This window comes from Vreelandella sp. H-I2, from assembly GCF_052959335.1.
In genome coordinates this window covers 198,561-217,632 of sequence record NZ_JBRAMC010000007.1, presented here as the reverse complement: position 1 = coordinate 217,632, position 19,072 = coordinate 198,561, and the positions used below count along the sequence as shown (strand labels likewise).

At 57.5% G+C, this 19,072-nt stretch carries 18 protein-coding genes and 1 riboswitch; of the genes, 12 read left to right on the top strand and 6 right to left on the bottom strand.

Translation table 11 applies throughout. The annotated features are described in order from the left end of the window. Positions 1 to 16 precede the first annotated feature (16 nt). The 5 genes from dgoD to edd all read right to left on the bottom strand — a co-directional run bounded on the left by dgoD (position 17) and on the right by edd (position 5,935). Positions 17 to 1,165, bottom strand: a complete 1,149-nt coding sequence (gene dgoD / locus ACUVOF_RS17895; RefSeq protein ID WP_113269512.1) for a galactonate dehydratase — start codon at positions 1,163 to 1,165, stop codon at positions 17 to 19. 17 nt (positions 1,166 to 1,182) lie between these two features. Next, positions 1,183 to 1,905: a FadR/GntR family transcriptional regulator gene (locus ACUVOF_RS17890; RefSeq protein WP_447045615.1), complete on the bottom strand. Its 723-nt coding sequence runs from the start codon at positions 1,903 to 1,905 to the stop codon at positions 1,183 to 1,185. A gap of 201 nt (positions 1,906 to 2,106) precedes the next feature. Next, positions 2,107 to 3,054 carry a carbohydrate kinase family protein gene (locus tag ACUVOF_RS17885; RefSeq protein WP_447045614.1) on the bottom strand — a complete coding sequence of 316 codons (948 nt, stop codon included), beginning with the start codon at positions 3,052 to 3,054 and terminating at the stop codon, positions 2,107 to 2,109. A 23-nt stretch (positions 3,055 to 3,077) separates the two neighbouring features. Further along, the gene (gene glk, locus ACUVOF_RS17880) at positions 3,078 to 4,046 is read right to left on the bottom strand and encodes a glucokinase (RefSeq protein WP_447045613.1); all 969 of its coding nucleotides are present in this window, start codon (positions 4,044 to 4,046) and stop codon (positions 3,078 to 3,080) included. Next, positions 4,043 to 5,935, bottom strand: coding sequence for a phosphogluconate dehydratase (edd, locus tag ACUVOF_RS17875; RefSeq protein WP_447045612.1), 1,893 nt, complete (start codon positions 5,933 to 5,935; stop codon positions 4,043 to 4,045). Before edd ends, glk begins: the two co-directional genes overlap by 4 nt. Positions 5,936 to 6,213: 278 nt before the next feature. On the opposite strand from edd, the gene cobT reads away from it, so the two are divergent. From cobT to ACUVOF_RS17820, 11 genes are all read left to right on the top strand, one after another. Continuing rightward, positions 6,214 to 7,263 (top strand): nicotinate-nucleotide--dimethylbenzimidazole phosphoribosyltransferase, encoded by a 1,050-nt coding sequence (cobT, locus tag ACUVOF_RS17870; RefSeq protein WP_447045611.1) that lies wholly within the window; start codon positions 6,214 to 6,216, stop codon positions 7,261 to 7,263. Beyond that, on the top strand, positions 7,260 to 8,252 hold the full coding sequence (gene cbiB / locus ACUVOF_RS17865; RefSeq protein ID WP_447045610.1) for an adenosylcobinamide-phosphate synthase CbiB: 993 nt from the start codon (positions 7,260 to 7,262) through the stop codon (positions 8,250 to 8,252). Before cobT ends, cbiB begins: the two co-directional genes overlap by 4 nt. Before the next feature lie 60 nt (positions 8,253 to 8,312). Continuing rightward, positions 8,313 to 9,428 (top strand): threonine-phosphate decarboxylase CobD, encoded by a 1,116-nt coding sequence (gene cobD, locus ACUVOF_RS17860; RefSeq protein WP_447045609.1) that lies wholly within the window; start codon positions 8,313 to 8,315, stop codon positions 9,426 to 9,428. Next, positions 9,412 to 9,984: a bifunctional adenosylcobinamide kinase/adenosylcobinamide-phosphate guanylyltransferase gene (locus tag ACUVOF_RS17855; RefSeq protein WP_447045608.1), complete on the top strand. Its 573-nt coding sequence runs from the start codon at positions 9,412 to 9,414 to the stop codon at positions 9,982 to 9,984. Before cobD ends, ACUVOF_RS17855 begins: the two co-directional genes overlap by 17 nt. After that, positions 9,981 to 10,751: an adenosylcobinamide-GDP ribazoletransferase gene (gene cobS, locus ACUVOF_RS17850; protein WP_447045607.1), complete on the top strand. Its 771-nt coding sequence runs from the start codon at positions 9,981 to 9,983 to the stop codon at positions 10,749 to 10,751. The genes ACUVOF_RS17855 and cobS overlap by 4 nt, the downstream gene beginning before the upstream one ends. Further along, positions 10,688 to 11,341, top strand: a complete 654-nt coding sequence (locus tag ACUVOF_RS17845) for a histidine phosphatase family protein (protein ID WP_447045606.1) — start codon at positions 10,688 to 10,690, stop codon at positions 11,339 to 11,341. The genes cobS and ACUVOF_RS17845 overlap by 64 nt, the downstream gene beginning before the upstream one ends. Beyond that, the gene (locus ACUVOF_RS17840) at positions 11,293 to 11,718 is read left to right on the top strand and encodes a bifunctional adenosylcobinamide kinase/adenosylcobinamide-phosphate guanylyltransferase (RefSeq protein ID WP_447045605.1); all 426 of its coding nucleotides are present in this window, start codon (positions 11,293 to 11,295) and stop codon (positions 11,716 to 11,718) included. The genes ACUVOF_RS17845 and ACUVOF_RS17840 overlap by 49 nt, the downstream gene beginning before the upstream one ends. A 79-nt stretch (positions 11,719 to 11,797) precedes the next feature. Further along, positions 11,798 to 12,031, top strand: a riboswitch (cobalamin riboswitch). 144 nt (positions 12,032 to 12,175) lie between these two features. Continuing rightward, positions 12,176 to 13,993 carry a TonB-dependent receptor domain-containing protein gene (locus ACUVOF_RS17835; RefSeq protein WP_447045604.1) on the top strand — a complete coding sequence of 606 codons (1,818 nt, stop codon included), beginning with the start codon at positions 12,176 to 12,178 and terminating at the stop codon, positions 13,991 to 13,993. A 46-nt stretch (positions 13,994 to 14,039) separates the two neighbouring features. Continuing rightward, positions 14,040 to 14,897, top strand: coding sequence for a cobalamin-binding protein (locus ACUVOF_RS17830; protein ID WP_447045603.1), 858 nt, complete (start codon positions 14,040 to 14,042; stop codon positions 14,895 to 14,897). Beyond that, complete coding sequence (locus ACUVOF_RS17825) at positions 14,897 to 15,868, top strand: FecCD family ABC transporter permease (protein WP_447045602.1); 972 nt, start codon at positions 14,897 to 14,899, stop codon at positions 15,866 to 15,868. Before ACUVOF_RS17830 ends, ACUVOF_RS17825 begins: the two co-directional genes overlap by 1 nt. Beyond that, on the top strand, positions 15,868 to 16,638 hold the full coding sequence (locus tag ACUVOF_RS17820) for an ABC transporter ATP-binding protein (protein WP_447045601.1): 771 nt from the start codon (positions 15,868 to 15,870) through the stop codon (positions 16,636 to 16,638). Before ACUVOF_RS17825 ends, ACUVOF_RS17820 begins: the two co-directional genes overlap by 1 nt. A 1-nt stretch (position 16,639) precedes the next feature. On the opposite strand, the gene ACUVOF_RS17815 is transcribed toward ACUVOF_RS17820, so the two are convergent. Then, the gene (locus ACUVOF_RS17815) at positions 16,640 to 17,530 is read right to left on the bottom strand and encodes an NAD-dependent epimerase/dehydratase family protein (RefSeq protein WP_447045600.1); all 891 of its coding nucleotides are present in this window, start codon (positions 17,528 to 17,530) and stop codon (positions 16,640 to 16,642) included. 141 nt (positions 17,531 to 17,671) lie between these two features. On the opposite strand from ACUVOF_RS17815, the gene ACUVOF_RS17810 reads away from it, so the two are divergent. Beyond that, positions 17,672 to 18,985 (top strand): cobyrinate a,c-diamide synthase, encoded by a 1,314-nt coding sequence (locus tag ACUVOF_RS17810; RefSeq protein ID WP_447045599.1) that lies wholly within the window; start codon positions 17,672 to 17,674, stop codon positions 18,983 to 18,985. The last annotated feature ends 87 nt before the right edge of the window (positions 18,986 to 19,072 follow it).

Genomic DNA, 19,072 nt, shown 5'->3' with positions numbered 1-19,072 from the left:
AGATTGACCGCATGGCTTACCATTCCGCAACAGAGCCGTCTTCGTGAGCCCAGACCGGATTACGCCAGCGGTGGCCCACTTTGGCGCGTTCTTCAACGAATTCTTCGTTGATCTCAACGCCAAGCCCAGGGCCTTGGGGAATGGCGCAGAAGCCATCTTCAATGGCAAGTGCTGACTTATCGACCAAGTAGTCGAGTACGTCATTACCCTGGTTATAGTGAATGCCCATGCTTTGTTCTTGTATAAAGGCGTTGTGACTCACCGCGTCCAGCTGCAACGAAGCCGCTAAGGTCAATGGGCCAAGCGGGCAGTGAGGCGCCAGGGCAACGTCGTAGGCGGATGCCAGGGCAGCGATCTTGAGGCCTTCACTGATACCGCCACAGTGAGAGATATCCGGCTGAATAATATCGATCATACCGTCGGCTAGCAGGTCGCGGAACTGAAAGCGTGTATGTAGCCGCTCGCCGGTGGCCAACGGGTAGCCTAAACCACCGGCAATGTCTTTCAGGCAAGGCAAGTGCTCGGGCGCGACCGGCTCTTCTACAAACATCGGGTGGAAGGGTTCTAGCTCGCGCAGCAGCGCTTTGGCCATTGGGCGGTGTACACGGCCATGAAAGTCGATACCAATACCCACATCAGGACCCACCGCATTACGGGCTTCCGCTACGCGAGCCACAGCTTCATCGACCTTGCGGTGTGAGTCGACGATTTGCATCTCAGGCGTGCCGTTCATTTTGAAGGCGGTAAAGCCTTTCTCGACCAACGCTTTGGCGCCAGCGCCCACATCGCTTGGGCGGTCGCCACCTGTCCAGGCATACATGCGCATTTTGTCGCGCACGGCACCGCCTAATAGTTGATGAACGGGCACGCCCAGGTCGCGACCTTTAAGATCCCATAGTGCCTGATCGATACCGGCAATGGCGCTCATTAAAATGGGCCCACCGCGATAAAAACCGGCGCGATACATGATGTTCCACAGGTGTTCGATGCGGTGAGGGTCCTGGCCGATCAGGTAGTCGGAAAGCTCGTGTACGGCAGCTTCAACGGTGGCGGCACGGCCTTCTATGACCGGCTCGCCCCAGCCGTAGCAACCTTCGTCGGTTTCGATCTTGAGGAACAACCAACGCGGGGGAACTTGCCAAGTCTTGAGCTGGGTAATTTTCATATTCGGTCGTCCTTCTATTATTGACTAACGATGCCAAGGTCGGTGGCGGTGCGGCGCAATACTTCTCTGGCGGCATTTTCAGCTGCGTTGACATCGCGGTTGCGTATGGCTTCAAGCACTTGGCGGTGGCGGGCTAGGCTGTCGTCTAAGGTGTCGGTGCGGTGCTGTGAACGGTGTACCAGCGCCATGATGGAAGGGCGGAGTAAATGACCCATTTGCCGCCAGACAAGATTGTGGCTGGCCCGGTAGGTGGCATCATGAAAAGCAACGTCGTACTCAGCATGCTCGGCACGCGAATCAACACTGCCAGCGGTGTTTTGCATGCCCGCAAAAGCTTCCTCCAACTGATCAATGTCCTCAGCCTGGGCTGCCAGTGCTGCCAGCCCCGCCACTACCGGCTCGGCGGAGTAGCGAAAAGCGTAAATCTCCCGTACCAGCTGAGGATCAAGGTTAACCAGGCCCGTCATCCACTCGCTCATGAGTGGGTCGAGCAGGTGCCAGTCCCCTATCTCGCGAACCAACGTGCCGCGGCCCGCCGTGCGTTCTAATAATCCCGCGGCAGTGAGGCTGGTCAGTGCGTTACGGACCTGATTGCGGCTAACCGCAAAGTGTCGGCTGATATCCAACTCACGAGGGAAGGTGTCCCCCGGCTGCCAGTGGCCTGCTAGTAGCGCTTGGGCGAGTAAACGCGCTAAATGTTCGGCGCCCCCTTGATGGGGCGGCAGGGCGTCCAATGTCATGGTGTGTCTCGTAATAGACGTTATTGAACTCAGTCTATTAAATGTCTGACATTTGTACAAGTCGACAGCTTTAGACATAAGTACGAATAGAATTCGCGTATAGAAAACCCCTCAAGAAGCATAGCAACTCTTAACGGAGGCATAAAAAATGGCGTGCCTTTTTGAGGCGCGCCATGTTGTTAATACTCTGCTTTCTGTTGATTAGGTAATATCAGCCCGCGTTGGCAACGCCGCGTACGCGCCGGGCCGGGTGACTGCGTGGGCACCGCAGCGGCAAGCAGTAACAACGGCACGGCGTAGAAAGTCGCTATCGCTTTGCCAGTTTTCATTGATGCCATGGGCCGAGAGCTCAGCCAGCAATCCACCAATAAAGGCGTCGCCCCCGGCCGTGGTGTCTACGGCTTCAACGTTTGGTGGTGTAATGCGCTGGTCGATTCCGACGCCTTTAAGCACGACGTCATTGGGGCCGTCGGTAATCAGAATGACCTTAACCCCCGATGCCAACCGTTCTGAAAGCCAGGCTTCTGCGGGGTGGTCGGCGCGTAAGTAGTCAAGCTCTTCCAGGGAGAGTTTGAGCAGCTCCGCGCTGTCCAGCAGTTGCGTTACCAAGTGGGTATCCGCTTCTCTACTCGGCCAAAGGTTATGACGCAGATTAGCGTCTACGCTGACCAAGCAGCCTGCCCGTTTGGCCATGGTGGCCATCGCCAGGGTAACGTCGGCAATCTCTGGGTCGGTCAGGCTATTGCTGCATAGATGCAGAATGGCTGGGTTTTCAAATACGCCCTGGGGTAAATGCTCAAGGCGATAAAGTAAATCAGCCGCGGGCGGGCGATAAAAATCAAAGGTGCGTTCACCGTGTGTATCACGGGAAACAAACGCCAGTGCAGTGCGTGATTGCTGAGTGTAGACCACGCCACTGGTATCTACGCCGTGGCTGGCGAGTTCGCGCACGATGAAGTGTCCGAACGTATCGTCGCCCACCATACCAAGGAACTGGCTAGGCACTCCTAAGCGGGCACAGGCGACCGCCACATTGCCAGGTGCCCCGCCCGCATAGGGCGTAAAGGTTTCCTGGTCATTCGTTGCTGCCCCTAAACGGCTGGAGAGCATATCAACCAGTGCCTCCCCAAAGGCGATGACTGGAGTCATCTGTCGCTCCTTTATTGATATTGTTAGAAAACTTCTTCGTTATGCAGCGCTTCGGCGGCGCCTAATAAGCCGGTCCAGGGGGCGGTAACCACCCAAATAGGGATGTCGGTGTTGTAGGTGCCCATACGGCCTTTATTGCTAAAAGCGGCGCGCAATTCGCTTTTTGGCAGCCAGTCCAGCAGGCGCGGTAGTATGCCGCCACATAGGTAAACGCCGCCGCGGGCGCCCATGGTTAAGGTGGCGTCGCCGCACGCATCGCCAAGAATTTTTAGAAAGCGTAGTAGGGCAGCAGTGGCTAGACGGTCGCCTTCATTGGCTGCTTGTGTGACTTCCGCTGGGCGGGTAAAACGTGGCTCAGTGCCTTCAAAACTGCAGTAGGCTTGGTAAAGCTCTACTATGCCCTGACCGCATAATATGCGCTCTACGCTGATGCGTGTACGGCGTTGTTTAAACACATCTACAATCGCCCGCTCGGTATCATCTGTCGGTGCGAAGGTGACATGGCCGCCTTCGGTGGGAAGCGGGATCCAGGCTCGCTGACCGGGAAACACGCCGGCAACGCCTAGCCCCGTGCCAGGCCCGATGATAAGGCGCGTGGCGTGCGCTTGGCTCTTGCCCGGCTGGACTTCGACCAATTCATTGGCAGCGACATGAGGAACGCCCAACGCCTGGGCGGTGAAGTCATTGATAACCTTAAAAAGCGACAGGTTCAGCGTCTGCCGAACATCGCCTTTTGAAAACGCCCAGTGGTTATTGGTCATTTTGACCCGCTCAGCGTGAACGGGGCAGGCGAAGGCTAAGCAAGCCTCTTGGGGCGCGTTTGCACCCGTGCCACCTACGCGTTCCAGATAGTCATGAACCGCTTCGATAACGCCGGGGTAGTCAGCACAGGGTAGATTAATAATATCGTGCGGCGTGATTTCGCCTGGCGTTACTAGCGCCAGGCGTGCATTGGTGCCGCCGATATCGCCAATGAGGGCCGGTCGGCTCATTGGTCCTCCTGCTCAATTTTTTCGAGTTCCCGCGCTAGCACTTCCGCTTCGAAACCGCCAAATACGCCCGCCCCCTCTTCAGCCTTAGTGGCTAAGTGGCGGAAGCCGCCAAAGAGCTCACGCCCCATGCCGAAGTGGTTATGCTCCAGGTTAGCCTCAGCACAGGGGCGTGCATTCATTGTTGCGGCATCCAACAGCACATTTAGTTCGCCGCTCTCGGCATCAAGGCGCACGATATCGCCATCTTGCAGTTTTGAGAGTGGTCCGCGATCAACGGCTTCTGGCGTGACGTGGATGGCGGCAGGTACCTTGCCCGATGCACCGGACATGCGCCCGTCGGTTACCAGGGCAACTTTGTAGCCACGGTCCTGGAGTACGCCCAAAAACGGAGTGAGCTTATGGAGTTCGGGCATGCCGTTGGCCTTGGGGCCTTGGAACCGAACCACAACGATAACATCACGATCAAGCTGGCCGGATTCAAATGCCGCTTTTACCTGATTTTGGTCATCAAACAGTTTAACCGGCGCTTCAACAATCCGGTGAGCCTGCTTAACCGCCGAGATTTTGATTACGCCACGGCCAAGGTTGCCGTCAAGCACGGTAAGACCGCCGGTGGGGGAGAAGGGGTTGCTAACCGGACGCAGTACGTCTGAGTCATGACTGGTCGTCGGGCCTTCTTTCCATATGAGCTTACCCTCTTCAAGGAAAGGCTCCTGGGTATAGGCGGTCATATCAGTGCCAAATACGGTAGGAATATCCGCATGCATTAGCCCTGCCTCAAGTAGCTCACGAATAAGTAGGCTCATGCCGCCAGCTGCCTGGAAGTGGTTAACATCCGCTTGGCCATTGGGGTAAATGCGGGTCATGCTGGGCACAACGGCTGAAAGGTCGGTGAAGTCGTCCCAGTTAATGGTAATCCCCGCTGCTGCCGCCATGGCAACCAAGTGCAGGGTGTGATTGGTAGATCCGCCTGAGGCCAACAAGCCGACAATGGCGTTAACGATCGCACGCTCATCAATCTGCTTGTAGAAGGGGCGATAATTGCCACTTTGCTCGGTATTACGAATAGCTTGTTCGGTTGCGTAGCGGGTGAGCGCGTCGCGTAGGGGAGTGCCGGGGTTCACAAAGGAGGCGCCAGGCAAATGCAGGCCCATCATTTCCATCATCAGTTGGTTGGAGTTGGCGGTGCCGTAGAACGTGCAGGTGCCGGGGCTGTGATACGACTGCGATTCAGCCTCCAGTAGTTCTTCACGACCGGCTTTGCCTTCTGCGTAAAGCTGACGAACACGTGCTTTTTCGTCGTTGGGCAGCCCAGTCGTCATCGGGCCGCCGGGCACAAATATGGCGGGCAGATGGCCGAAACGGGCCGCGCCAATGAACAGCCCAGGCACGATTTTATCGCAGATACCTAAATACAGAGCGGCATCAAACATATTATGGGAAAGTGCCACTGCTGTCGCCATGGCGATCACATCGCGAGAGAAAAGCGATAGCTCCATGCCCGGCTGGCCTTGAGTCACCCCATCACACATGGCGGGTACACCACCGGCAAACTGAGCGGTTGAGCCCATGCCGCGTGCGGCTTCTTTAATAGCGGCGGGATAATCTTCAAAGGGCCGGTGGGCTGAAAGCATATCGTTATAGGACGATACGATGCCCAAGTTCGCGCTATTGGTTAACTTAAGCCGCCCCTTATCGGTAGGCACGTCGCAGCCTGCAAAGCCGTGCGCCAGGTTGCCGCAGGAAAGTTCGCCACGATGTACGCCTTGTTTATGCTGGGCAGCCATATGGGCTTCATATAGAGCACGCCGTTGTCCCGAGCGGTCACGAATACGCTGGGTAACCTCAGCAACGGTGGGGTTTAAAGTAGCAGGTGTTGAGCTCGACATAGGGACCTCTGCATGATAGAGACGGTGTGTGACATGTAGTTATTTTACATTTTTTAGCGTCGATATAAGAGACTTTACGGCAATAAAAACCACATTTGTAGTTTTCTTACCCGAATATAGGCTGGCGAATACGTCACGCCGCTAGGCGCGTGAAACTTCAAGACCCCAACAGCTTGGTAGAGCCACCAAGGAAATAGCAAGTATAGCACTCAGGCTTTTGCTACCATTTTGCGCGCCATGTTTAATCTTTATTGTCAATTCACCAAGCCGGAGCCTGCATGCACGCCATTATTGACCACATTCAGTCAGTTGATTTACATGCGGGTGAAGAAGCGCGTCGTTATTTGGATACATTGACCAAACCGCCAGGTAGCTTGGGCGCATTGGAAGAGTTAGCCGCACAGCTGTGCGCCATTACCGGGGAACTTAAGCCCAGCATTACGCCACCGGCAGTGATCGTCTTTGCTGCCGATCATGGGGTTGCTGCTGAGGGCGTTTCTGCCTTTCCGCAAGCAGTGACCGCGCAGATGGTGGCGAACTTTGCTCAGGGTGGCGCGGCGATTAATGTTTTTGCTCGTCAGATTGGCGCGCGTATTGAAGTTGTGGATGTCGGCGTGGCGAGCGATATCACGGCTGCTGGTGTGGTCAATGCCAAGGTATGTCGCGGTACCGCTAATATGGTGGTAGCGGATGCGATGCAGCCTGAGCAAGCGTTAGAGGCTGTTAACGTCGGTGTGTCAGCGGTTGAGCGGGCAAAAAAAACGGGGGCAAAGTGCATCATGGTCGGAGAGATGGGGATTGCTAATACCACCGCCAGCAGCGCAATGCTGGCGGTATTTACCGGCGAGCCGGTGGCAAGCCTGGTGGGCGTGGGAACCGGTATTCATCAGCAGCAATTAACTCACAAAGTGGCAATAATCGAACGCGCCATAGCCGCACGCAATGCTGGCCCCCTGGATCCTTTGGAAGTGCTTGCCAAACTAGGCGGGCTGGAAATTGCCGCCATGACCGGTGCGTATTTAGCCGCTGCCGCGCATCGATTGCCGACCATTGTGGATGGCTTTATTGCCACCGTCGCTGCGTTAACCGCCTGTCGAATTTATCCAGCCGTGCGCGGTTATTTGATTTTTGGCCATCGCTCCCAAGAACCCGGACACGAGGTGGCGCTACGTGCCCTCGACGCGAAGCCGCTGCTGGACCTGGGCATGCGGCTAGGTGAGGGCAGCGGCGCCGTGCTGGCTTATCCCTTGCTTCAATCAGCGGCAGCGATGATAACGGAAATGGCCACCTTTGATTCAGCAGGTGTCAGTGACAAGGCGAGGGCATGATTGTTGGTGCCACGTTAGGTGGGATGACGCTGATCGCACTGGCGATCGCGATTGATTTAATCGTTGGCGACCCGCGTGCTCTGCCGCATCCGGTGGTGATAATGGGCCGCTTTATCAGCAGTTTTGAACGGCTATGGAATCGCGGTACGGCGCAGCAGCGAAGATGGAGCGGCGCGCTGCTAGCGCTCATCGTGGTCGTTGGCGTATGGGCTATTAGCTGGCTGTTGCTTTCAGCACTGATGCAATTGCACCCCGGGCTGGCGCTTATTGCAGAACTTTGGCTGCTTTCCACGACACTGGCGATTAAAGGCTTGGGCGATGCGGCCCGTGCTGTGGTAAAGCCGCTGACCATGGGCGATTTAACCTCTGCTCGCCAGACGCTGGGGATGATTGTCGGCCGCGACACCCATAGCCTGAACGAAGCAGAAATCACCCGCGGTACGGTGGAAACTGTCGCGGAAAATACCGTGGACGGTATCACTGCGCCGCTGTTTTTTGCCCTGATTGGCGGGGCGCCGCTAGCGCTGGCATATAAGGCAGTGAATACCCTGGATTCGATGGTCGGCTATCAAAATCAACGCTATGCTGATTTTGGTTTTGCCTCCGCCAAGCTGGACGATGTAGCCAACTGGTTACCGGCACGCTTAACCGCGCTGTGTCTATGGCTCGCCGGTATGCTAATGAGTGTTTTAGGTATTCTAAGATTGCGCTGGCAAGGCGCACTGCACGACACCTGCCGCGATGCCCCACGTCACCCCAGCCCCAACGCCGGCTGGCCGGAAGCCATGGTGGCTAGGTTATTGGGTGTGCAGCTAGGTGGCACTAATTTTTATCAGGGCGTGGCTTCTCATCGCGCTACCCTGGGTGAACCCCTGGAAATACTTGGTGTTGCACACATCAATGCCACGATTCGTTTAATGCATGGCGCTTGGATGCTGTTTATGCTGCTCTCAGTGGGCGTGATAGCTGGACTACTATTCATTATTTAGGCTTTGTTTGAACAGTCAGCGAGCACAGCTAGTTTTTTCAGATACAGCCTCGAGGCGCCTATGAGTACACATGCATGGCCTAGCCACGGCGGCCAAGCCAAAGCGCTATTAGCGCACTTTGGTTTGCCAGCAAATTATCGTCTGGAAGATTTTAGCGCCAACCTGAATCCACTGGGGCCGCCCGCATGGGTACGCGATTGGTTAACGAAGCAACTGGCAGGCCTTGAGTACTATCCAGCACCAGACTATTGCGCTGCCTGTCATGCGATCGCCGCTCAACACCAACTTCAGCCTGAACAGGTGCTACTAACTAACGGTGGTGCTGAGGCGATTTATCTCGCCGCCTCACTGCATGCAGACCAGCGAGCCGCCATTATCAACCCAAGCTTTGGCGAGTATGCCCGAGCCTGTCACGCCCATCGGCTTTCGATCAGCGAGATCGCGCTGCCAGCACCGCACTTCAATTTAGATGTTGATGCGCTACTGGCATCACTCAACGACATTGATGTGCTGTTTCTTTGTCGACCCAATAACCCCACGGCCACGCTCATTGACCTCTCAGCGATGCAAACAATACTGGCGCACACCGCTGCGATTGGTTGCCGCGTTGTGGTCGACGAAGCCTTTGTCGATATGGTGGGTGAGACGGTGGGTGAAACGCCACAACAGGGCTCGTTGGCACCGCTGTTGGCGCGCTACTCGCATCTGATGCTGCTGCACTCAATGACCAAGTTTTATACCCTGCCGGGTCTCCGGCTGGGCTATCTGCTGGCGGATGCGGCGACTGTTCAAGCGGTACAGGCCCACCAACCGCCCTGGAGCGTTAATCATCTTGCGGCTGAACTAGTGGCGCCACTGTTGGCAGACGATGTGTTTGTCCGGCGCACCCAGCGGTGGCTGGCCGCTGAGCGACCGCGTATGGCACAAGCGCTTACTCAGTTAGGCCTGGAGGTCGTGCCTAGCCAAGCGTGTTTTTTCCTGATTCGCCCTGGGGTGGAACAGCGTGGGCAGGGCATCACCAGCGACATCCTGTTTGAGCGGCTGCTGCGCCGGGGCGTACTGGTACGTCATACGCATAATTTTATTGGACTTGACGGCGAATGGCTGCGGGTGGCGCTGCGCGACGAGCCCGCCAATCGACGCTTGATAAAGGTGCTAAATGATAGTCTTCGTTAGCGGTGGTGCGCGTTCGGGTAAAAGCGACATCGCCGAGCAGCGGGCAGTGAGCGCAGCAGGCGATTCATCCTGTTATTACTTAGCCACTGCCGACGTATACGACGAAGAGATGGCCGAACGAGTGGCCCGCCATCGTCAATCCAGGCATGAGCAGTGGCAGAACGTTCAGTGGAAAACGATTGAAGCCCCGCTGCGTATTGATCAAGCGATAGCCAAGGTGCCGGATGGCAGTGTCGTTCTGCTCGACTGCTTAACCCTTTGGGCCAGCCAAGTGCTGTATGCCAGTGAGTTGAGTGAAGAGGCGGGGTTGGCGCTGTTGGCAAACGCACTCTCTGATGCCCGATCGCGTCGCATGCATTTTGTAATTGTCTCCAATGATATCAATGAAGCGTTGCCGCCTACAGATGTCGAAACCTGGCGCTACCTGGCGTTTCTTCAGCGCGCCCATCGCTGGCTGGCGGCGGAAGCCGATTCCGTCGTTGAGGTGGTCGCGGGCTGTGCCGTGGAATGGAAAGAAGAAGAAGAGAGGAAGCGAGAAAGGGAGATGTGCGTTTGAGAAATGCGTTGTTTGGGCTGGTATTAGCGCTACAGTTTCTGACTCGAATACCCATTGCCATAGTTGCCCCCTGGACACCGCAGACCCGACGCTGGGCCGTGCGCGCCTATCCGTTGGTGGGTTTGTTAATCGGTGGCTTGATAGGGTTATTGGCAATATGCATGCAGAACGTTCCTGCACCAATCACCGCACTGGCCATATTAAGCGTATGGGTAGCGCTGTCGGGTGGGCTGCATTTGGATGGTGTCATGGATATTGCCGACGCGTTGGGCAGTAACCAGCCGCTAGCGCGTCGTTGGGAGATCATGAAAGACCCGCAAATCGGTAGCTTCGGCATGCTGGCGCTGGTATTTCTGCTTGCCTGGAAGGCCGTGCTGCTGTGGGCATTACTGGCTTATCACGCACCCTGGTGGTGGCTGTTAATAGTCCCCGCGCTAGGGCGCTGGACAGGCGTTGCATTACTGGTGCTAACACCCTGCGCCCAGCAGAAGGGCTTGGCGTGGAGCTGGCAGCAGTCGCTCAGCAGACAGGACGTGGCGTTTGCGCTGCTGCCGCTGGCGGTGTTTGCGCTGTGGGCGCCCAGCGTTGTGGTAATGGGGCTAGTTGTCACTGCTTTTGTGGTACTGATGCGCTGGTTCATGTTGCGACTGTTTAATGGCATTAACGGCGATATGGTAGGCGCCACCATCGAAGGAGGGGAGCTTTGGCTACTGATCTTACTGTGGAGCTGGTGGCAGTTCGCCACGGTATCACCGCTTGGAATTTAGAGCGCCGTTATCAAGGCCAGCGTGATATCCCACTGCTGTTTCCCGACGCGGAAGCGGGGCTACTAGCGCTACGGGAAGCCTTGGCTGATGAGCATTTCGATGCCATCTACTCAAGTGACCTTGATCGCTGCCAGCAGACCCTGAAATGGGCGGAAGCGGCTAGGGAAGGAATGCCGCTAGCCCTTGAGCCACGCTTGCGCGAACTCAATTTTGGCGAGTACGAAGGCAAAGTTTACGATGAGCTAAAAGACTTGCCCCATTACCGCGCCTGGATCGATAGCGTAGGCGAACTGCAAATTCCCGGTGGCGAATCGGCGGCCCAACTGCGTGAGCGTTTAGACGCTTGGTTGTATGACCTAGCGGTTAATGCACGTGCTAACGACCATAAAAAGATTCTGGCCGTTACCCACGGCGGCGTGATTCGTGAGCTGCGCCGACGTTTTGAAACGATCCACTTCTGGGACAGCACGGTACTTCAAGCCCAGGGAAGACGCTGGCAGCTTATTTATCAGACAGACGAGCATGGAAAAGGGGAATGGCAATGCAGCTCTTCATCGGCGGTGCCTGCGCTGGCAAACGCGACGCCGTAACGTCACGCTTTCCTTCGGCAAGTTGGCACCGGCTTGAGGCTGAACAACCGCTCATCGATAGCCAGCAGGCGATAGTCGCCAATACGCCGCTGGTAATAATCGGTGTGCTTGAGTGGCTTGGCGCTCTACTTGAGCGTGACGATAACGATGGCCTGCGCCAGCAGTGGCGGAGCGATATGGCAACACTCTGCCAGCGTGCCGAAGCGCTTAATGCCGCGTTAATCATCATTGCCAGCGAAGTCGGCCGTGGGATTGTGCCCATGCAACCCGAACAGCGCCGCCTGCGCGATCTCAATGGCTGGTTCACCCAGGACGCCACCACCCAGGCCAGCCAAGTGTGGTATGTGCGCCACGGGTTGGTGATGGCGCTCAAATAGCCATCGGCTCCTTGCCTGCACGGCTTGTACCGCACTCCATTGCCCCCTGTTTCAATTGACCTCCCTTTGGCAAGTTGCTAGTTTACGCCCACTCTCAGGTGCTGGCGGTTGAAAAGCCGCTAGTGAAACGGGAAGTTGGTGAACGCCTCGCGTGATTCCAACGCTGCCCCCGCAACGGTGATCGAGATAAGAACGGCTAAGACGCCACTGTGTTTTTGCACGGGAAGGTGGTCGTTCGGATAAGGATGGCTCTACGTGTTAGAGACACCTTTCGCTCGTCAGCCCGGAGACCGGCCCGAGAGTAACGGTTCAACCGAACCGATACATGCCGAGACGCGGTGGGCGCTCTCAGGGCAGTGAACGGTAGCGCAATGCTACGGTGACGCCCTTGTTGTCCCCTGTGCTCGGTCAAAAAAATTGCGTTGTGCGGGTGAGCACGACGAGCAAGGGATCTCACATGAACTACCATTTTCACACCTCCGCCAAACGGGCGGCGTTTTGTATGGCTGCGTTACCGCTGGCCGTGCATGCTCAAACCAACGAGCAGAACCCAGTCGCCACCTCCGCTGATGCCGACCTCAACCCCGTGGTGGTTACCGCGGTACTTGCCCCGCGTACCGCTAATGAAAGCCTCTCGTCGGTCACGGTGTTGGATGAAGCCACTTTTCGCCGCCAAGATCCGGTAAGCATTACGGATCTTTTCCGTGGGCAGCCCGGCGTGGATGTCTCCTCGAATGGCAGCTTTGGTAAAAACAGCAGCGTTTATATTCGTGGCACGGGCAGTAGCCAAAATGTGCTGTTAATCGACGGCATTCGCTTGCGTTCTGCCACCAGCGGCGGCGCTGCCTGGTCGTATCTCGATCCGCGTATGTTTGACCGCGCTGAAATCGTGCGTGGCCCCCGCGGCAGCCTTTACGGTGCCGATGCGATTGGAGGTGTAATTCAACTCTTTACGCCTGATGGCGAAGAAGAGGGCCCGCAACCCAGTATTTCAGTCGGCGGTGGTTCATTTAATACTCAGCGCTTAAGCGCCGGCATCAGCGGTCGGCAAGGGGGCACCCGTTACAGTTTTGCCGGTAGTCATTTTGCTACCGACGGCCAGCCTATTCGCCGCGACGGTGATGACAAGGGCTACGATAATACGTCTGCCCTGGCACGGGTTTCTCACACCTTCGATTCCGGGGCCGAAATTGGGGTGCTGGCGCTACGTGCCCGCGGTAACAACGAATACGACGGTGGCGAAAACGACTTTGTTCAGCAAGTGGCCGGGGTATACGGCGAGCTGCCGCTCACCGACTATTGGCGTAGCCGCATCACCTTAAGCGAGTCACGCGATGAGAGCGATAATTTTGCCGATTCGGGTGATTCCGTGTTCAATACCAAAGTGCACACCGCGCGCTGGGAAAACACCTTTACATCCGGCGCCCATGAGCTGGTGGCAGGAGCTGAATACAGCCAAGACAAGGTCGACAGCAGTATCGATTACGATGAAACCAGTCGCAGCAATGCGGCGGTATTTTCACAGGCGCTCCTCGATTTTTCCCCTGTCATTTTGCAGGCCAGCCTGAGGTTCGACGACAACGAATCCTATGGAAAAGAAGTAACGGGCAGCCTAGGGGTAGGTTACGAGCTGGACAGCTACCACACATTGCGGGCCAACTATGGCACCGCTTTCAATGCGCCGACCTACAATCAGCTTTACTACCCAGGTTTCGGTAATCCGGACCTTGAAGCCGAAACCTCCGAAACGTTGGAAGTCGGGGTGCGCGGGCAGTACGCGCACTGGTTCTGGGACGCGGCTCTCTACCAAACCGATATCGATAACTTGATCACCGGGCAAGGTATGCAGTCGAATGTGCCTACGTCACGAATCCGCGGTGCTGAGCTTTCCAGCGGTGTTGAAATAGCTGACTGGACCCTTGCCGCTGCGCTGACCTATACCGACCCTGAAAACCGGTTAACCGGTCATCGCTTGCAAAACCGTGCGACGCAGAGCGTACGTTTCGATATAGATCGTGAGCTTGGGGACTGGTCGCTGGGAGGCTCTTGGATTGCACAAAACCACCGCTACCGCGACGCCCAGAATGACGATCGCCTAAGTGGCTACGGTCTTGTTAACCTACGAGCTGGCTGGCAATTTGCCCCGCTATGGAGTGCGCGCGTGACGGTTGAAAATGCGCTGGATCAAGACTACATCACCACCCGTTCGTTTGATGGTGCCGATTACATCAACGCCGGCCGAGCAGGGTTCTTGAGTGTTCACTTTGGCCAATAAAAAAAGTGTGTTAGCACGTGGGGCCTTGGGCCTCACGCTGCTGCTTATGGTGACTACGGCAAATGCCGATGACCCCGCCCGTTGCGCAGTGGATGATCGTGGCCGTGAAGTATGCCTTCACACTGCTGCCCAGCGGATTGCCACGCTCTCGCCTGGCGCTACCGAGTTGACCTACGCCGCAGGTGCCGGGGAACAAGTGGTCGCCGTCGTCTCGTATAGCGACTACCCACCGGAAGCCAAGCAAGTGGCCTCGGTGGGTAGTCACACACGGATTGACTTAGAAAAGCTGGTGGGGCTGGCACCCGATTTGGTAATTGGTTGGATAACGGGGAATCCGGCAGAGCAACTTGAAACCCTGGAAGCTTTGGGCATGCCGGTGTTCTATATCGAACCCCGCGATATGAACGGTGTGGCTAGTGCCATCGAGCGTTTAGCGCGACTGGCGGGCACGGAAACGGACGGGCAAGCGGTAGCCGATAATTTTCGCACGACCATGAACGCGCTCGAAGAGCGCTACCGAGACCGCGAGCCGGTACCCACCTTCTATCAGGTGTGGGATGAGCCGCTTATGAGCGTGAATAACGAACACCTGATCGGTCAGGTGATGGAGATTTGCGGCGGTGACAACGTATTTGGCGATCAGGCGCGCCTAGTGCCGCGCATTGATGATGAAGCCGTGCTGGCCGCCAACCCTGAAGCCATTGTGGCCGGTGGCATGGGGGAAGAGAACCGCCACTGGCTGACCCACTGGGAGCAATACCCCAACTTGACGGCGGTGGCGAAAGGCAATCTATTCTTTGTGCCACCCTCGCTGATACAGCGGCCAACGCCGCGACTGATGGAGGGCACACGTGTCCTTTGTGAGAAGTTGGATGCCGCCCGCCAAAAACGTCGGGGCGCTTGATGCTGGCGCGCCTGGGATTTCCGCTTGGCTTACTGCTACTGGCCGCACTGGGTGCCTTGGTTATCGCCCTGGGCGTCGGTAGCGCGCAGATTTCTCCCGCCCAGATCTGGGAAGTGACCCAAGGCAAAGGCGATGCATTGGCGCGCACCATGGTGATGGAGCTACGCTTGCCTCGGGCGCTATCGGCGTTTGCCGTGGGTGGGTTGTTGGCGGTAGCGGGCGCGCTAATGCAGGTGCTGCTACGCAACCCCTTGGCAGACCCCTATGTGCTGGGGCTTTCTGGCGGTGCCTCGATCGGCGCACTGGCCGCTATGCTCGGTGGCTTAGGTGGGCTGGCGATTTCGGGCTCGGCCTTTGGTGGGGCACTGCTCTCGACCTTTTTAGTCTTCGGCCTTGCCCACGGTACCGGAAGCTGGACGCCTTCGCGGCTGCTGCTTACCGGTGTAGTAGTCGCATCGGGGTGGGGCGCAGTGATTACGCTGATGCTGGCGTTGAGTCCCGCCGAGCGCTTGCCGGGCATGCTCTACTGGCTAATGGGCGATCTCTCTTATGCGCGTACGCCTTGGCCGCCGCTACTGTTGCTGTTGGCCACTTGCGCAGTGCTGATTCCGCTGGGGCGCAGCCTCAATGTATTGGCCCGTGGCCCACAGCAGGCCGCCGCCCTGGGCGTGGCGGTTCGGCCGCTTGAGTGGTGTATCTACGTTTCTGCCAGCTTACTGACGGCGGCGGCGGTCACTACTGCTGGCAGCATTGGTTTTGTCGGCTTAGTGGTGCCGCATATGCTGCGCCTGCTGTTAGGCAATGATCAGCGGCTGATACTTCCCGCATGTGCCCTGGCGGGCGGCACGCTGTTAGTGCTGGCCGATACCCTGGCACGCACCATGATTGCCCCAGAGCAGTTGCCCGTTGGGGTAATCACTGCTTTATTGGGCGTGCCCACCTTCTTGTTCCTGCTTTACCGGAGCCGCTGATGGGTACTCTCTCGACGCACGACCTTATTATCAATGTGCCTGGGCGCGAAGGCGGAACGCCGCTCAATCTAACCCTTGAGCCTGGGCAGAGTTGGGGTGTGCTAGGCCCCAACGGGGCGGGTAAAACCACGCTGATGCACACCCTGGCTGGGCTGCAAACCCCGCGCTCAGGCGAGGTAAGGCTGATGGGGCAGCTCCTTGGCAAGCTGCGTCGTCGCCATGTTGCCCAGCGCCTGGGGTTGGTGTTTCAAGACCGTCAGGACGGCTTTCCCGCCTCGGTGTTGGAAACCGCGCTGATTGGTCGTCACCCTTATCTTTCGCCCTGGCAAATGGAGGGTGCTGATGACTATGTCCGCGCGGAGGCTGCTCTTGAACGCCTGGATGTGGCGCATCTGCGCGACCGTTTGGTAAGCACACTTTCCGGCGGCGAACGCCAGCGGGTGGCGATTGCCACTCTGCTGACCCAGGCGCCCGACGTATGGCTGGCCGACGAGCCAACCAACCATCTGGATCTTCATCATCAGAGTGCCGTGATGGCGCTAATGGCGGAGCAGGCCGCCGAAGGGCATGCCGTCATGATGTGCTTGCACGACCTGAACCTGGCTGCCCGCTGGTGCGACCACGTGCTGTTGATGTACCCCAACGGTGAGGCTTGCTGGGGCCCAAGGGAAACCATGCTGGTGCCCAGCGTGCTGGAAAGCCTCTACCGCCAAAAGCTAGCAGTGGTGGAGGTGGATGGCGCGCCGGTGTTTGTGCCGATAAAGGCCTAGCTTATTGCGCTAGTTCATCCCGCCACGTGTGGCGAGGTTCGAAACCGACTAACCGGCGGGCCTTTTCGATACTGTAGAAGGTTTCGAATTCGCCCATATCGCGCTTGATCGGTACGCCTGCGTAGAAGCGCTCGATCACTTGGGCGTTGGTTAGGCCTACCGAGAGATCGTGATTGGCGACGTTGAACACCTGATAACCGAGGCCATCCGTTTTCAGGCAGCAGTCGACCATCTGGCCCAGGTCGCGGGCGTCGATGTAGGCGAAAATGTTGCGGCGACGCAGGGCGGGCTCATCCAGGTAGGCCGGAAAATCCTGGCGGTACTCGTGAGGCTCGATAACGTTGTTGATGCGCAGGCCGTAGATGTCGATGCCTGAACGCGCCTGGAAGGAGCGTGCGGTCACCTCGTTGACGACTTTGCTCATGGCGTAGCTATCTTCTGGCACGGTGGGGTGCTCTTCATCGATGGGAAGGTAGTCCGGTTTCCTCTCGCCATCGGCAAAGCAGACGCCGTAGGTGGTCTCGCTGGAAGCGAAGATCACCTTGGGAATGCCCAGCTTGGTGGCGGCATCCAGCACGTTGTAAGTGCTTAGCGTATTGATGCGGTAGGTCTCATTATCCGGCCGGTGGAGGATGGCAGGGATGGCGGCGAAATGAACGATGGCATCGTAACGCGGCACGCCGGTGCCCGGCTCAAGCTCGTCGAATCCGGCGTAAGCATGGCAGGCATTGAACACCTGGCCAGCATCGGTCAGGTCGGTTTTCAGGGTGGTGATGCCGGGCACGTCAGACGTCACCCAATCCAGATTGGTGACGCGGTGACCTTGATCGCGAAGATAAGCAGTGGCATGGCGGCCAGCTTTGCCACTGCCGCCGGTGAATAGAAGACGCATGCGGTAACCCCGGTTGATGAATCGAAGCGGAAAATTGAGTCGAGCAAACACTTTCACCTTAGCAAAGAAAGGTTCGACCCGCCGACGCTCAGCCCTGATCGCATGAAAAATGCTTAACCATCAACCGTTAAAAGGATCGTTATGTTTCAGGGCAAAGCACACGCGGCGTTAATCAGCGCACCCGGTTCTGGCCAGGGGAAATCGATGGTCACCGCGGCACTGGCACGGCTGCACCGCAACGCCGGGCTTACCGTACGGGTATTCAAACATGGCCCTGATTATCTGGACCCCATGATTCAGGAAGTGGCCTCCGGTCAGCCGGTGTATCAGCTTCACCCCTGGATGACCGGTGAAGAGGAGTGCCGCTGGCGCCTGGCCGAAGCCGCCCAGGAAGCGGATGTGATCCTGGTCGAAGGCTCCATGGGGCTATTTGATGGCTCTCCCTCCAGCGCTGATTTGGCCATCTTGGCGGGCATTCCCGCGCTGCCGGTGATTGATGCCTGGGGCATGGCGCAAACCTTCGGCGCGGTGGCGCAGGGCCTGGCCAACTATCACCCCGACCTCGCTATTCATGAAGTGATTGCCAACCGTGTCGGCAGCCCCGGCCACGGCAAACTGCTCGCCGACAGCATGCCCGAAGGCATTGCGCTACTGGGGGCCATTCCCCGCAATGAGGCAATGAAGATCCCTGATCGCCATTTGGGCTTGGTGCAGGCCAGCGAGCTAAGCGGCCTGGATGCGCAGTTGGATGCCGCCGCCGAGGTGTTGAGAGAAGCAGGTTTAGACCGCTTGCCCAAGCTGGTCACGCTTAGCGCGGAGGCGCCAGCGCCGGTGCCGAATTACCTGAATGGCGTGCGCATCGCGATCGCCCGAGACGACGCCTTTGCGTTTATCTACCGCGCCAATGTAGACGTGCTGCGCGCCATGGGCGCAGAGGTCAGCTTCTTTTCACCGCTGACTGATCACCAGTTACCCGAGTGTGACGCGCTCTGGTTGCCGGGTGGCTACCCCGAGCTTAACGCGGCGCGACTGAGCGCCAACCACAACATGCTCGAAGCTATTCGCGCCCATTACCGCGCGGGCAAACCGATACTCGCCGAGTGCGGCGGCCTAATGGCCTGCGTTGAGCAATTGATGGATGGCGAGGGCGAAAGCCACGCCATGCTGGGGCTGCTCAACGGCACCGCGAAAATGGCCGGTAAACTCACCGCGCTAGGTCTGCAAAGCCTACACGCCGGGGCAGGTGAGCTGCGCGGCCATACCTATCATCACTCGTTACTTGAAACCACCATGACGCCACTGGCGCGCACGCGTAAATTGGCGGGCAGCGAAGCCGAGCCGATTTACCGCGTAGGCGGGCTGGTCGCGAGCTACTTCCACGGCTACTTTCCCTCTGCGCCCAAGCTAGTCGCGGATATTTTTACCGGGCAGCCGATTAGCCTCAATAACGGTTAACGAAGGATGTGGAATATTTTTCCATAAAATTGATCTGCGCTATGCTGTGTGCCTTTCAACCCTGAATTTAACTCAGCAGGAGAACAC

Excerpts from the sequence above, each read along its gene's own strand:
- dgoD (WP_113269512.1), bottom strand. The coding sequence starts at position 1,165 with ATGAAAATTACCCAGCTCAAGACTTGGCAAGTTCCCCCGCGTTGGTTG.
- ACUVOF_RS17890 (WP_447045615.1), bottom strand. The coding sequence starts at position 1,905 with ATGACATTGGACGCCCTGCCGCCCCATCAAGGGGGCGCCGAACATTTA.
- ACUVOF_RS17885 (WP_447045614.1), bottom strand. The coding sequence starts at position 3,054 with ATGACTCCAGTCATCGCCTTTGGGGAGGCACTGGTTGATATGCTCTCC.
- glk (WP_447045613.1), bottom strand. The coding sequence starts at position 4,046 with ATGAGCCGACCGGCCCTCATTGGCGATATCGGCGGCACCAATGCACGC.
- edd (WP_447045612.1), bottom strand. The coding sequence starts at position 5,935 with ATGTCGAGCTCAACACCTGCTACTTTAAACCCCACCGTTGCTGAGGTT.
- cobT (WP_447045611.1), top strand. The coding sequence starts at position 6,214 with ATGCACGCCATTATTGACCACATTCAGTCAGTTGATTTACATGCGGGT.
- cbiB (WP_447045610.1), top strand. The coding sequence starts at position 7,260 with ATGATTGTTGGTGCCACGTTAGGTGGGATGACGCTGATCGCACTGGCG.
- cobD (WP_447045609.1), top strand. The coding sequence starts at position 8,313 with ATGAGTACACATGCATGGCCTAGCCACGGCGGCCAAGCCAAAGCGCTA.
- ACUVOF_RS17855 (WP_447045608.1), top strand. The coding sequence starts at position 9,412 with ATGATAGTCTTCGTTAGCGGTGGTGCGCGTTCGGGTAAAAGCGACATC.
- ACUVOF_RS17840 (WP_447045605.1), top strand. The coding sequence starts at position 11,293 with ATGCAGCTCTTCATCGGCGGTGCCTGCGCTGGCAAACGCGACGCCGTA.
- ACUVOF_RS17835 (WP_447045604.1), top strand. The coding sequence starts at position 12,176 with ATGAACTACCATTTTCACACCTCCGCCAAACGGGCGGCGTTTTGTATG.
- ACUVOF_RS17830 (WP_447045603.1), top strand. The coding sequence starts at position 14,040 with ATGGTGACTACGGCAAATGCCGATGACCCCGCCCGTTGCGCAGTGGAT.
- ACUVOF_RS17825 (WP_447045602.1), top strand. The coding sequence starts at position 14,897 with ATGCTGGCGCGCCTGGGATTTCCGCTTGGCTTACTGCTACTGGCCGCA.
- ACUVOF_RS17820 (WP_447045601.1), top strand. The coding sequence starts at position 15,868 with ATGGGTACTCTCTCGACGCACGACCTTATTATCAATGTGCCTGGGCGC.
- ACUVOF_RS17815 (WP_447045600.1), bottom strand. The coding sequence starts at position 17,530 with ATGCGTCTTCTATTCACCGGCGGCAGTGGCAAAGCTGGCCGCCATGCC.
- ACUVOF_RS17810 (WP_447045599.1), top strand. The coding sequence starts at position 17,672 with ATGTTTCAGGGCAAAGCACACGCGGCGTTAATCAGCGCACCCGGTTCT.